Annotated in this window: 17 protein-coding genes; 11 read left to right on the top strand and 6 right to left on the bottom strand. The window is 40.1% G+C overall.

Annotation, left to right across the window (positions count from 1 at the left end; all coding sequences use genetic code 11):
* The first annotated feature begins 320 nt into the window (after positions 1–320).
* The 3 genes from KUV80_RS11325 (at position 321) to KUV80_RS11315 (ending at position 1,388) form a co-directional block, all read left to right on the top strand.
* Positions 321–500: a hypothetical protein gene (locus tag KUV80_RS11325; RefSeq protein WP_222462811.1), complete on the top strand. Its 180-nt coding sequence runs from the start codon at positions 321–323 to the stop codon at positions 498–500.
* A gap of 6 nt (positions 501–506) precedes the next feature.
* On the top strand, positions 507–764 hold the full coding sequence (locus KUV80_RS11320; protein WP_222462810.1) for a carboxymuconolactone decarboxylase family protein: 258 nt from the start codon (positions 507–509) through the stop codon (positions 762–764).
* A gap of 120 nt (positions 765–884) precedes the next feature.
* A complete protein-coding gene (locus tag KUV80_RS11315; RefSeq protein ID WP_222462809.1) occupies positions 885–1,388 on the top strand; it encodes a DUF1648 domain-containing protein in 504 nt (167 codons plus the stop codon).
* A gap of 41 nt (positions 1,389–1,429) precedes the next feature.
* Here the strand turns inward: KUV80_RS11315 and KUV80_RS11310 are convergent, their stop codons facing one another.
* The 4 genes from KUV80_RS11310 to KUV80_RS11295 form a co-directional block, all read right to left on the bottom strand.
* Positions 1,430–1,570, bottom strand: a complete 141-nt coding sequence (locus KUV80_RS11310) for a YpzI family protein (RefSeq protein WP_222462808.1) — start codon at positions 1,568–1,570, stop codon at positions 1,430–1,432.
* Positions 1,571–1,749: 179 nt separating this feature from the next.
* Positions 1,750–1,929, bottom strand: coding sequence for a DUF2187 domain-containing protein (locus KUV80_RS11305; protein WP_222462807.1), 180 nt, complete (start codon positions 1,927–1,929; stop codon positions 1,750–1,752).
* Between the two features lie 503 nt (positions 1,930–2,432).
* On the bottom strand, positions 2,433–2,651 hold the full coding sequence (locus KUV80_RS11300; RefSeq protein ID WP_222462806.1) for a DUF2922 domain-containing protein: 219 nt from the start codon (positions 2,649–2,651) through the stop codon (positions 2,433–2,435).
* 42 nt (positions 2,652–2,693) lie between these two features.
* Positions 2,694–2,912, bottom strand: a complete 219-nt coding sequence (locus KUV80_RS11295; protein WP_222462805.1) for a DUF1659 domain-containing protein — start codon at positions 2,910–2,912, stop codon at positions 2,694–2,696.
* 362 nt (positions 2,913–3,274) lie between these two features.
* Between KUV80_RS11295 and KUV80_RS11290 the strand changes: the two genes are divergently transcribed.
* The 8 genes from KUV80_RS11290 (at position 3,275) to KUV80_RS11255 (ending at position 10,663) form a co-directional block, all read left to right on the top strand.
* Complete coding sequence (locus KUV80_RS11290) at positions 3,275–3,775, top strand: sigma-70 family RNA polymerase sigma factor (RefSeq protein WP_222462804.1); 501 nt, start codon at positions 3,275–3,277, stop codon at positions 3,773–3,775.
* 195 nt (positions 3,776–3,970) lie between these two features.
* Positions 3,971–5,596, top strand: a complete 1,626-nt coding sequence (locus tag KUV80_RS11285) for a DUF6583 family protein (protein WP_222462803.1) — start codon at positions 3,971–3,973, stop codon at positions 5,594–5,596.
* Between the two features lie 93 nt (positions 5,597–5,689).
* Positions 5,690–6,919 carry an ABC transporter permease gene (locus KUV80_RS11280; protein ID WP_222462802.1) on the top strand — a complete coding sequence of 410 codons (1,230 nt, stop codon included), beginning with the start codon at positions 5,690–5,692 and terminating at the stop codon, positions 6,917–6,919.
* A complete protein-coding gene (locus tag KUV80_RS11275) occupies positions 6,889–8,052 on the top strand; it encodes an ABC transporter permease (protein WP_222462801.1) in 1,164 nt (387 codons plus the stop codon). The genes KUV80_RS11280 and KUV80_RS11275 overlap by 31 nt, the downstream gene beginning before the upstream one ends.
* Positions 8,049–8,762, top strand: a complete 714-nt coding sequence (locus KUV80_RS11270; protein WP_222462800.1) for an ABC transporter ATP-binding protein — start codon at positions 8,049–8,051, stop codon at positions 8,760–8,762. Before KUV80_RS11275 ends, KUV80_RS11270 begins: the two co-directional genes overlap by 4 nt.
* A gap of 207 nt (positions 8,763–8,969) precedes the next feature.
* A complete protein-coding gene (locus tag KUV80_RS11265) occupies positions 8,970–9,380 on the top strand; it encodes a GNAT family N-acetyltransferase (RefSeq protein WP_222462799.1) in 411 nt (136 codons plus the stop codon).
* Between the two features lie 29 nt (positions 9,381–9,409).
* On the top strand, positions 9,410–9,862 hold the full coding sequence (locus KUV80_RS11260; RefSeq protein ID WP_222462798.1) for a GNAT family N-acetyltransferase: 453 nt from the start codon (positions 9,410–9,412) through the stop codon (positions 9,860–9,862).
* 147 nt (positions 9,863–10,009) lie between these two features.
* Positions 10,010–10,663, top strand: coding sequence for an NlpC/P60 family protein (locus tag KUV80_RS11255; RefSeq protein WP_222462797.1), 654 nt, complete (start codon positions 10,010–10,012; stop codon positions 10,661–10,663).
* 484 nt (positions 10,664–11,147) lie between these two features.
* On the opposite strand, the gene KUV80_RS11250 is transcribed toward KUV80_RS11255, so the two are convergent.
* Both KUV80_RS11250 and KUV80_RS11245 read right to left on the bottom strand, forming a co-directional pair.
* Complete coding sequence (locus tag KUV80_RS11250) at positions 11,148–12,197, bottom strand: STAS domain-containing protein (RefSeq protein WP_222462796.1); 1,050 nt, start codon at positions 12,195–12,197, stop codon at positions 11,148–11,150.
* Positions 12,198–12,400: 203 nt separating this feature from the next.
* Positions 12,401–12,721, bottom strand: coding sequence for a helix-turn-helix domain-containing protein (locus KUV80_RS11245; protein ID WP_222463152.1), 321 nt, complete (start codon positions 12,719–12,721; stop codon positions 12,401–12,403).
* Positions 12,722–12,754 lie beyond the last annotated feature (33 nt).

The raw sequence follows: 12,754 nt of genomic DNA, 5'->3' as shown, positions 1-12,754 counted from the left end.
ACTCCTCTGATGTTTTTACCAAGCTAGCTTGGGTGTGTGTGTAGGATTCAACAATTTTCTACAAATCCCTTTTAAAATATCTGAAAATAATGATAATTTACCACACCGCAGTCGTGAATGAGTCGATTTGACTATGATAAAAGCGTAACATGTAATACTTAGTTATTATCTTAAGAATAAATGACGTTCGTAAAAGTTATATGAATATAACGTAAAGGTGGGAGCTCTACCTTTACAAAGCAGAATGGTTGGGTCCATTTAAGGCTTTCATGTAAACTAAAAAGAGAATGAAAGTAAATTTCTTTTGAGGAGGGTAAAACATGGCACGCTTGCCAGAAGCAAATGTGGAAGGTACACCTTTTAAAAAAGCACTAGCTAATGCTCCTGAAATTCTAGATGCGTTTCAACAGATGGACAAAGCATTAAACCAGATTCTTGAACCGGAGATTATGGAAATGCTTCGTTTACGATCCGCATCAAACAACGGCTGTGATTACTGACAAACCATGGACTATGGGGCTCTGGATGAGTCCACTCGTGAACATGCAATGAAAAAAGGCGAAACGGAACTGTCCGATCGACACAAGCTCGCTCTTGAATTGGCCGATCATATTATGGCTTATCACGGCCAGCTGCCGGATGAACTTTATAACCGATTGACCGAACATTTTACAGAAAAGGAAATCATCGCGCTCTTTTTTCAAATTGGAAGTAAAAATGGGGCCAACTGGTTTATTATCGCGATGGGAATTGAAAATAACTAAAGGCTATTTTCAAAAAGATTGAAAAAATTACGTCGAGGAAGATGGCTATCAGTACGAGCCATCTTTTTTTGCGAAACCTAACCTTTTCTATTCCGTATAATTAAGGGAAAGGAGGCGATTATGGTGTTCTATGAAAACCGGCCCAAACTGCGAATTCCAAAAACGATACTTGAACGTGCATTCGATCTGCTTTCCGTTGTTTTCTTTATCGGCAGTGTAGGATACTTAATGCTGCAATGGATGTCCATACCTGAAACGGTACCGATTCATTTTAATGCGGCAGGTGAGCCAGATGAATGGGGAAATAAAAACAATCTTTGGATTCTTCTTGTGATTGGAAGTTTGATGTGGATCTTACTATCTATCCTGGAAAAGTTTCCTCATGTGTACAATTATTTATTTCTTACAGAGGAAAACGTAGAAAGACAATACAAAAATGCGCGCCTCATGCTAAACGTAATAAAAAATGAAATTCTCATTTTCTTTACTTATATGAGTTGGGTGAGTACGAGAGTGGCGATGGGGGATGCAGATGGAATTGGATTATGGATATTGCCTGCTTTAATCATTGTTATTACGGGTTCGATCGTCTTTTTTATTGTAAGGTCGATTAAATTAAAATAAAGACGCTTAGGGGATAAACGAAACCCAAGCGTCATTGCTGTTTATTGATCTTGATGATTACGAGCACGAGCTTCGTCTGGGCTTTCCATTTTAGCTGCTCCAGAATATTTCAAACTTTGATCACGGTCAGATTCGACGCGACCCGATTCTTTAAGCTTTTTCTCTTGTCTGTCTTTTCCCATCTGAAAACCTCTCCCTTCCCACAAGATTTTTACTATAGTATGAGAAGGGATACTGGGTTTTATGTATAAATTGATGGATGCAAACAAAGAATGAGGTTTGTGTATAAAAAAATCAGAGAAAAAAACAGCCGTATTTCTCTGAACAAACCTGGCTGTTTCGTAATGTATATAAGTTCGTTTTAGCTATTCACAACTTGTCTAATATCCGCAAGGCGAACGACTTGTTTGCTATCTTCAAAATGTTCTTCGTAGTTCTCTGTTAGAGAAAAGTCCACAACAGCAGTGTTGGTCAATAAAGATGTAATTTCTCCTTTTAATCCGTCAAACGTTTCAATAACATCACCGATTTTATATTCCATACCTTTTCCTCCAGCCTTTATTTTGTCCTATTTTACCATAATTGTTATCCAATTTCCTTTTGTTTGTGAAAAAATTCTATTTGTTAACCAATTATCATGGAATCGAAAAGAAGTTGCTCTTGAAATGTAATCAAAAAGCGCGTAAAGAACAAGTGTTCTCATATCTGTATCCTATCTTAGTCTATGAAAAGATTCAATATTGCCTTTTGTAACAATCAGTCATAAAACAATGTCAAATTGCCATTTTCCCCTAAGAACAATGATGAAAACAACCAACAAATAATGAACTTTCGCAAAACAAACCTTTTAAAGAAGATAAAATCAGTAAAAATCATACTAAGTTTAGGAAACCATCCACAGATCCCCATATGAAAACAGTGCGTAATGTGTATAAATAGAACTAGTTATCCACAAAATCCACATTATCCACAACGGAAAACCGTCCCTAGGCCAAATTGGCTGAAGAGACGGTTTTTTTCGGTCGCTTTTATTTAGGTGAAAAATTAGCTCAATATGATGTCACTTACTTCACGGTCGACAATACGGGCACCTTTTTTGCTCGTATAGTTTCCGCCAGAAGACGTAAAGATGTTCTGGGCGATTACCGTGTCCATCGCTGCGTTAACAGCTGCTGGGTTTACCGGTTCAATCGGTGCGTCCAATCGGATCGTCACGGTCTTGTTTTCTTGGTTAAGAAACTGCAGCTCAAGCACTTTGGCCATTGAAATCCCTCCTTTCCTCTCTATTTTCGTTGCGCTCATTCATTAGGAATTGATCGCGAAGGAATCATTTCGTTTGATCATGACGAGTGGATACACTTGAAGGCCTGACAGTGCGGTCGCCACTGCATAAAGCTGGTCGGGTGTGGATGATGTTTTGACATGTGCGAAGTTTTTGTACTTCACAACCGGCTTGTTTTCTGCGTCCAAACCACCGTCAAGCTCTAATCGCATAGCTGAATCGATTAACGCTGCTGTTGCCATGTGCCTCACCTCCTTTCATCTCATATGTTCCTAAGAAGGAATGGGAGGAGTCATCCACAATAAAAATTTTTTTGGTTTTTGCAATCCGTCCATTATCCACAACTGACGCTTGTTTTTCTGAAAAATCAGCTCTTATTTTTTTGATATTCCCAAAAACATCCCGAAAATGTGTCGCAATATGTCAAATTATCTTTAATCTGTGGATAACTCAATCCAAATTTCTTCATTAAGAATCTCAATCTGTTCAAAACTTCGCCACAACTCTTAAAAGATGCTCATTTGTTAACAGCTCTCCGTAAAAATATAGTGAGAGTACCGCGGAATTCCCCGAATGTGCGCACGTTCCAAAAGGATGTATTCCAATGAAAGAAATGAATTTTGAAGAAATCGCTTCTATGTATGATCCTCTTATCAAGTCTCAGATCAGACTGTACAAACTTACCCGGAATTTCGACCAGTACTATCAAGCTGGCCTGCTCGGTCTGTGGAAAGCTTATGAATCATTCAATCCAGAAAAAGGTCAGTTTTCGTCTAATGCTTTTCTGCTTGTAAGGGGACGGATTTTACAAGAATTAAGAAGTGAAGCGAGACGTCAAGAGCGTGAAACGAGCCAAGATCCCCATGAATATGGCGCGTTACGAACGTTGTCCTTCCAAGATCATATTCCTCTTCTAGAGGACGAGCTGTTAAACGAATGTATAATGCATTTAACAGAAAATCAAAAGAGATGGGTGATTCATCGTGTTATTCATTTCAAGAGTGAAAAGGAAATCGCACAGATGTTTCACGTTACGATTTATGCGGTGAAATCATGGCGAAAAGCTGCCTTGAAAAAGCTTCGATCTGTTTTAAATACCCAGTAAAATCAAACTTTCTTACTACCCTATTTTAATGGATATATCGCTAGAATTAAGGTATAGTAGAAAGCTGCAGGTATAAAAATTCCTAAATTACCCATCTTTGTCAGTATTGAAGAAACTGGTATTTTTTTAGAATAACAGTGTACTAAGTTGGTAGGGAAATGATTATATATCTATTAAGAGGGGGACAACCAAACGATGGAAACTCAAGTAAATCAGAGTACAGGAAGTAAAAAACGTCCGATAATCATTGGACTGGCTATTGTCGCTTTACTTGCGATGGCAGCTACAGCATATGCTATGTTCATCGATCTATCTCCACGTGAACTGTATTTGAAGTCAGAGCTGAACACGTTCAAGGCGATGAACGAGTCTTTTGAAGAAAGCTTTGATGATGCATTAGCTTTACAAGATAAGCAAATGAAAGAAGCATATAAGTCTGAAGCCCGTGTTGGCGTGGAAATGGACATGGGTATGCTTGGAGCAACAGGAATGGAAGCGGCTTTAATCGGCTCTATTTTACAAAACAGTGAGATTAAGATGACGACTCAGCATGACCCGAAAAAAGAAGAAGGATCTGCTGATGTTGCACTCGTAACGAACAACACAGACCTAGTAAAAGCTGAATTTTACCAAAACAACAAAGAAACAGCATTGAGCGTACCTGCTGTTTATGAAAAACACGCTTACTTTCCGAACAATCAGTTTGGCGATGTGATGCGCAAGTTCGATCCTGCTTATGAAGGCATGGAGAAACTTGAAAACTTCTTTAAAGCAATAGAAGGCGACCTTAGTGAAGAAGCACGCGATGCAGCGTTCAAAGAGTTTGCAAAAGTATACGCGGACAGCATTCAAGACGAGAATGTGACACAACAGGAAAATGTAGACTTTAAAGGTGAAAAGCTTCGCCAGTTAACGGTTACACTTTCTGAAAAAGAAACAAAAACACTGTTGATCAACTTTATTGAAAAAATTGAGAAAGACGAGGAGATTCTGGATGCGATTGCTGAACAAGGATCATTGTCAGGTGGTCTTCCAGGGACGATGAGCAGTACAGGTGTAATGAGTAAAGAAGATGCAAAAAAAGAACTGAAAAAAGGTCTGGCTGATCTTAAAGCAGAAATCAACGACAACTTGCAAATTCCTGATGGCATGAAGCAAGTCGTAATTATCAACAATGACGAAAAAGTCGTAAGCCGTGACTTGAATATGAGCTTTGGCGCGGACGGCGAGGAAGCCGTTCCGATGAACTACAAGTCTGAGAGCTGGACGAAAGGTGATGTAACGAATTCATCTTGGACGATTAACGCGGGTCCTGTAGACGAAGCATTGCTAGTGGATGTAAAAATGCAAAGCGAACCAAAGGGTGAAGGAAAGAAGCGCGATATTAAAGCGAAGTTTGAATTCACAGAGAACGGTTCAACAGAAGGTCTGGGCTTTCATATTAAAGGAGAAGGTACGAGCGAAAAGTCTAAATGGACAGCACAGCTTGTTCCAGCAGGAGATGCACCGTTGCCGATTCCTGATATGACGATTGAAGTTGAGCATAAAGGTGACCAAAATCTGGATAAAGATTATGCGAACCACGATTACAAAGTAACATTGATTGGAAATGACCCATCAATGGGCGATATCAATGTCGGGCTGAACATCAAAACAAAAACAACATTCGGTGAGAAGCTATCATTTCCTGAACTATCAGAAGGAAAAGCGGTTAACGTAGCAGAGATGAGCGACGCTGAAATGATGGGCATGATGTCCGAGATCCAACGCAACCTTGAACAATTTATGGGTGAAAACGCTCAATTTCTTCAAGGACTATAAGTAGACCTATATAATTAAAAGGACAGAGATAACTGTATGTAAGTTTATCTTTGTCCTTTTTTTAAAAAAATTCGCACGAAAGGAATTATTCTTATGAGGCAAACGTTGCTCATTGCCCATCTCACCGTAAAATGCTGGCTAAAACAGCCTCTGCCGTTGTTTGCGATGATGTTTTTTCCGCTTCTTTTGCTCGGAATCACGTATGTGGGCATGAAACCCCTTCTTGACGACAAACAGTGGGTAGAGCCTTTTGAAGTAGCCATTGTGGATGAGGATAACACCTTCGAAACGAAACTATTAATGAAACAATACGAAGAATCTGAAGAACTGCAAGCTGTGCTCTCTTTTCAAAAAACAGATGCAAAAACAGCAAGTGAACGGTTAGCCGCAAACGAGATCGCAGGCATGGTCATCGTGCCAGAAGGCTTCACAAACGGCATTCAGCGCGGTACGAACATTCCTGTAACCGTGATCGGAAACCCCGAACGCGCCTTTCAAGCGGAACTCTTAAAGCAAGTGATGACAAGCAATGCAAACTTAATTTCATCCGCCCAAAGCGGGGCAAACACTGCTTTTCATTATTTAAGAAAGCTGGGGCTCAGTTCCGAAGAGTTTGAAACATATCGAACAACCATCATTACGGATTTTACCTTACACGCGTTAAACCGAAACAACATCTATGAAACCGAAGTCTTAAGTGTGTTTGGCGGAATGACCCCGATCGAATTTTACAGCATTTCAGGGGTGTTGATCCTCCTTTTAATCGGTGGCTTATTTGGCATGAGCTTAACGTCAAGAAGCGAACAAAGGGCACTGCGGGAACGCCTTTCTCTACAAGGGATACGTCCTTCCGTTTTCTTTTTCGGCAACATCCTGTCCGTGTTCGTTCTGCTCGTCATCCAAAGTGCTCTTTTAACGGGGCTGTTTTACATGGCGACAAAATTGTGGAGTGTAGAAGCAACTAGTATTCTCTTAGCCTATTGTTTAGCGGTCAGTTCATTGTTTGCTCTTTGTCAGGAGCTTTTTGTACAGAACGGTTCAAAATGGGGAGCGGGTATTCTGCTGGTCATTGGAATAACAGCAAGCAGCGGAAGTGTCGTGCCTTTATCGTACCTGCCCCAAATGTGGCGCAGCGTGAGCGTTTTAAACATCATGCATCACACACATCAAGGTCTAATTGAACATCTCTTTTCAGGGAGTGGTTCAGTGCTGCCGGTTGTACTGTTACTCAGTTTCTCATGTGTGTTATGGATCTTAGGTTTGTTACTTATCATGATAAAGAAGAGGTTGTTATGGTCTGGACAATTGCCTTTACACGTATAAAATTATTGCTTAAAAGTCCGTGGAGCTGGGTCGGGCTCGTGATTCCCGTGCTCTTGCTCGGCTTATTCGATCTGTCTGTAGAAAAAACGGCAAACCACACAAAAGTGCCTGTTGTTATTGTCGATCATGACTCTACGAAATATTCCAAGACGGTTATCGAACGAGTGAGCAGCAACCCTGCCTTATCCGTAACGACCGCTACGGAAGAAGAAGCACGAAACGCGATCGAAACGCAAAAAGCAGATGTCGGATTTTTGATCTCAGAAGGATTTATGGAAAATATTCAGAAAAATGAAGAAGATGAAACGGTGACCTTATGGCTTTCGACGGGTTCGCTATCACACGGTTTAGTGCGCGAGATTTTTGCAAGTGAAGTGAAGCGCTTGTCGAGCAATTCGTACGGCGCCAATACCGTTTTAAAAACATACGGCAAAAGGGAACAGTTAAATCAAAAGGAACAAAAGTCGGTTTGGAAAGAGGCATGGATTTTCAGTGATCAACATTGGGACCCAGTGCCGCTCATGACTATTGATTACAAAGTGGGAACAACACGAGAAAAAGCACAGACCGCTGACGCAGCAGGTACTTCCATTTACGTGCCTGGCATGCTCCTTCTGCTTATGTTGTTCACCTTTTTATGGAACAGCTGGCCGATCAAAGACCGTGATTGTGGAATGAGATCTCGTGTTCCCTATTCAGCAGGGAAGTTGTCCGTCTATTGGGCTGGAAACGCGCTGGGTGTGCTCCTCCTACAGCTGGAGCTGCTGATTTTATTAGCTGGATTTGGCTGGTGGAGGGGGGAGCTTCTGCTCAGTGGGTCGACAATGGCCGTTTTTATCGGCTATGTCCTGTTTTTGAACGCAATAAGTCTCTTGTTTGCGTATTTCGTTCACAGCCATCGAACGTGGCAATCGGTCACGCTGTTTGTTGTACTCGGAACTTCCCTCTTAAGCGGAACCTTTTTTCCGAGTGACGAACTCTCAATATTTTTACAAAAAACGGCCCAATGGACCCCGCAAAATTGGGTCATGTCTGCTGTGAATCAAGGAACGTTTCTCATTTCCATACTATTAATCGGAATTAGCGTCGTACTATACGGTATTTCAACCATAAAGGCAGGTGACAACGCGTGATTGCAGCAGAAAATCTTTCAAAAAAGTTTGGCAAAAAAGAAGTCCTAAAGGAAATGAACTTCTTTATTGAAAAAGGAGAAACAGTAGGCGTTGTTGGCCAGAACGGAGCAGGGAAGTCGACGCTTCTTAAAATTATTGCCACAATCATGAGGGAAACGAGCGGTACGGTTCAGATCAGCGGGATGGATGCAAAAAAAGAAACAAAAAAAATCCGTGAGCGTATCGGGTATGTGCCACAGGAAATCGCCCTGTATCATGAACTGACAGCACGAGAAAATCTGCGTTTCTTTGCAAAGCTTGCCAAAAGTTCATCTGTAGAGAGCTGGATGAAGCGATGTGAGGAGTGGCGGCTTGCTGAGCATCTTGATAAAAAGGTGAAGCATCTGTCAGGAGGCAACCAGCGAAAGCTTAATATTTTAATCGCCTTGCTGCATGACCCGGATATATTGATACTTGACGAACCGACAGTCGGCATCGACATTTCAGCCAAGCAAGAGATCGTGAACGACCTCCGTCAGTTAGCGAGTGAAGGGAAGACGATCCTGTATTCCAGTCATGACGCACAAGAGCTCGAATCGCTCTGCACCTCTTTTTTAATCATAAAAGAAGGCGAGCTGCTCTTTTACGGCTCAAAGCAAAAAGTCCGTCAGTTTGGATCGATCACACATTCTAAAAATTTTGCGGAGACGCTTGGCGCGATTGTTGGATAGTTAAATAATTGAGGATACTGATTGAGTGAGGCATTATAAAAATTGAGACCTTACAATTAAAAAATAGTAGTTAATACTTCCATACATCCGTCTTCTCAAAGGAAAAGAATTTCTATTTAGCACCTGTTATTATGACGGGTCTTTTTTTTTGCAGAAGAGGAAAACAGAGAAATTTGTCATATTTTATAATGTAGAGGAGGCTTGAAAATGAATTATAGAGTAGTCGAAAAGTTAAATGGCATACAGTTAGAGGAATTAAAACAACTGTTTAAAAACGAGTGGTGGACACAAGAAAGAAAAAGTCCTGATATTGAACAGATGGTTGAAAACAGTACCGTTGTTATAGGGTTAATAGAAGAAGAAACGGGAAAATTAGCAGGATTTGCACGAGCAATATCAGATACGATTTATCGAGCAATCATTTTTGATGTAATTGTTCATCAGGATAATCGGAATAATGGATTAGGGATATTGTTAATGGAAAGTATGATGAACCATCCTTTAATTCAAAAGGCAGAGCGGATTGAGCTTTATTGTCCTGACAGCCTTATTTCATACTATGAAAAATTCGGGTTTACAACAAATGTTAATGGAAGCAATCTCATGAGAAGAAAATAAGTGTCCACATGTAATCGGGAGGAAAAGAAATGAAAACAAATATCGTTTCAAACGTAACGATAACGAATGATATAAAAAATATCGATTGGGTCGAATTGGAGGCACTTTACAAAGCGGTTAAATGGGATGGGTTTCCTAAAGAAAAACTCAAAAAAGCATATGATTCCAGTTATTTTGTAACATTAGCCTATTTAGATAGACAACTTATCGGCTGCGGAAGAGTTGTAACGGATGGTGTCTTTTATGGGGCGATTTATGATGTTATCGTTCATCCGGAATTCCAAGGGATAGGAATCGGAAAGAAAATTATGAACGATATCCTATCAAAAGTAGATGACATATTCTTTATCCATTTAACAGCAACAACTGGGAGAGAGGGATTTTATGAAAAGTTAGGTTTAAGAAAACACAAAACAGCAATGGCCAGATATACTCATCCAGATCCAGCTAAAGAGTATCTTGAAAAGGCCAAAACGATTTAAAAAAAATCTATTATGTCTAAACGACAGATTATGACAAGATAGACGATATTCCTATTTTTCGTAACCGAAGCGTAAAACACAACCCTTTTATAATATAGTAGGATAATAATAGATTACTTGGAAAATAAAAGGGGTTTGGGATAAATAATGAAAAAATGGATTGCAACTTCGGTTTTAGGAACGGCTCTATTATTGTCACCTGTACAAGCATTCGCAAATATTGGAGATCAAACGCTTCGCCCGACGATGACACATTCTGATGTAAAGACGTTACAAACCATATTGCGCGATAAAGGTTATTTTACATATAGCGGATCGCCGACTTCGTATTACGGCTCTTATACAAAAAATGCTGTGGCAAGCTTTCAACGTGCAAAAGGACTAACAGCAGACGGAATCGCTGGACGCAGCACATTTAACAAATTAGGCGTTTATAAGGTGAATAACTCATACTTAGTAGATTACGCAAAGCGTTATACGGGAACACCTTACAAATGGGGCGGGACAAGCCCTAGTGGATTCGACTGCTCAGGGTATATCAATTATGTATTTAAAAACTCTCACAGCATCTACTTGCCGCGAACGGTAAAAGAAATGTGGGCAAACACAGGATACAAAGTGTCTACACAAGCTGTTGGAGATCTAGTATTCTTTGAAACGTACGAGCCAGGTGCCTCTCATATGGGAATCTATATTGGAGACGGAAAGTTCATTCATGCGTCTTCCTCTAAAGGCGTAACCATTTCAGAGATGAGCAACTCGTACTGGAAGCCGCGTTATATCGGAACAAAACGTCTATAATAGCAAAAAAAAGAGTCCGATTGGTTCGGACTCTTCTTTTTTTTAGCAGAACAAGATTTTTGCCCAAGGATCGAAGCAACGACACTTACGCTTTCTCTTACGGCACTTCTTACACTTGAAGTGCTCGTAGCTAGAAGACGAACATGAAGAAGAGGAGGAGGATGAAGAAGATTCACACTTATGGTCGTGGTGCTTCTTCCAACACTTTCTATCATGCTTTTTCTTGTAACCCATAAAAAATTCACCTCACAAAATGATACCGATTTCCATAACTGGCTTCGGTTTCTATACATCATATGTAGATGAAAGACAAGTTGCTTAGACAAATGCTGGGGTTTAAAGAAAATGGGGACAGACCCGGGTCTGTCCCCATACAATTACACTTCCTTGTATTTTGTGCATACGAGAAGGACACAAGAGAAATAAAAAAAGGAATGGCGCGTCAACGATTATGACGCGCCATTCCTTTTTTGTGAAATGATCATTATTTCATTTTTCCTGGCTCTTGTATTTGCATGCCTTCTTTAGCAAATGCGAAATAGATTGCATGCTTTAAATTTCTGAAATAGGTGCTGTCTCCAAGTGAGTATTGGTGTTTTGTAACCTCTATACTCAACTCTGGCGATATGCCGACAAGCAACGTTTCCATTCCAAACAATCGCGCTGAAGAGACTAACTTATTTAACATGTCAATCATTTCGGAATCGATGGATTTAATACCAGTCAAATCTAAAATAACGAATTTTGCACGATGCTGAGGCAGAGCCGTAAGCGTATTCTCCAACATCTCTTTAGAACGAAGCTCATTGTATTTGCCAATAAGCGGAATAACAACGATATTATCCGTTACCGGAATAATAGGAGAAGAAATTTCCCGAATCAAGTCCGTTAGTTCTTGTGTGCGATTTTCAACCATTGCTTCAAGCTTCATAATCTGGTTTTGTTCTTCGCGCTGTACAAGGTCACGAATATTATCGCTAGGTGTTATATCTGACTCGGAAATTTTAATGTTGATTATATTTGGATTTGAATTATCGTTTAACACTTCGTACCACATGTTTGTTTCAAATAAACCCGTGAATACACCAGCCCAATGGCCAGGAAGGAATCGTCCAATACGATTGCTGCCTTGTGCTTTTTTAATCTTTGTCTCCCAGCTGTTCGAAATCGAAATATTAGCTTCTTTCTTTTCTAAATCCAGGTCAATATTCGTTTTTCCCCACCCAGCCGTTGCATACAGGTTGGGCAGTATTTTTGCTATATTGCTAATATCTTCAAAAGAAGTTTTATAAAAGTCACTTACAACAAGACCCGTTCGATAGCCAGCTGTCTCATAAACAAGATCTGCTGTGCCTTGGCCTGATATCTCTTCAATCGAATCAAGGAAGACCTTAAATGCAGAATCGATCCAAAACATCATGACGTCCGCGCCTTCGTATTGGAAAACCCCTTTTTCAATGTCCCAATGAAAAGCATATCCATTCACATCTACGCTTTTTTGAAATTCTGTTATTTCGTTAGGTGTCTTACTCATAAAAAAACCTCCATTAGCCCCTAAAATAATAGACACTCTAATCGTATTCCCTCTTTAACAGGTGATGAAACATAAATTTTTTGACAGGGGGACAGACCCGGGTCTGTCCCCAGAAAAAAACATATCACTATTTTTGTCTATCTGATACGAACAAGTAGCAAAACTACCCAACAAAAAACCACCAGATTCATTGTATCCAGTGGTTAGCTCTGCTTATTTTTCCATTTATTAAATTCTAAGAATTCTTTAAATTGCTCTTTGCTTACACCAGAACCCATAGCTTCTTTTACAAGATTTGCCCATTCTTGGTCCAAACTTTTTGTATCCACTTCAGGTTTAATCAAGTGGTCTACAGAAATATTCAATACATCCGCAATCTTTTCAAGAAGCTGAATAGACGGATTTTGCTGAATATTTCTCTCTAGTGCACTTATGTACGATTTGGCTACTCCAGCTTTATCAGCTAACGCTGTTATGGAGAGGCCTTTTTCAGTGCGGTATTTTTTTACTCGTTCACCAATCATCATTTGCAATCCCCATTTTACATAGTAATTTGC

Source organism: Fictibacillus nanhaiensis, assembly GCF_019801215.1.
GTDB lineage: Bacteria > Bacillota > Bacilli > Bacillales > Fictibacillaceae > Fictibacillus > Fictibacillus nanhaiensis_C.
This window is presented reverse-complemented; position numbering and strand designations above follow the sequence as displayed.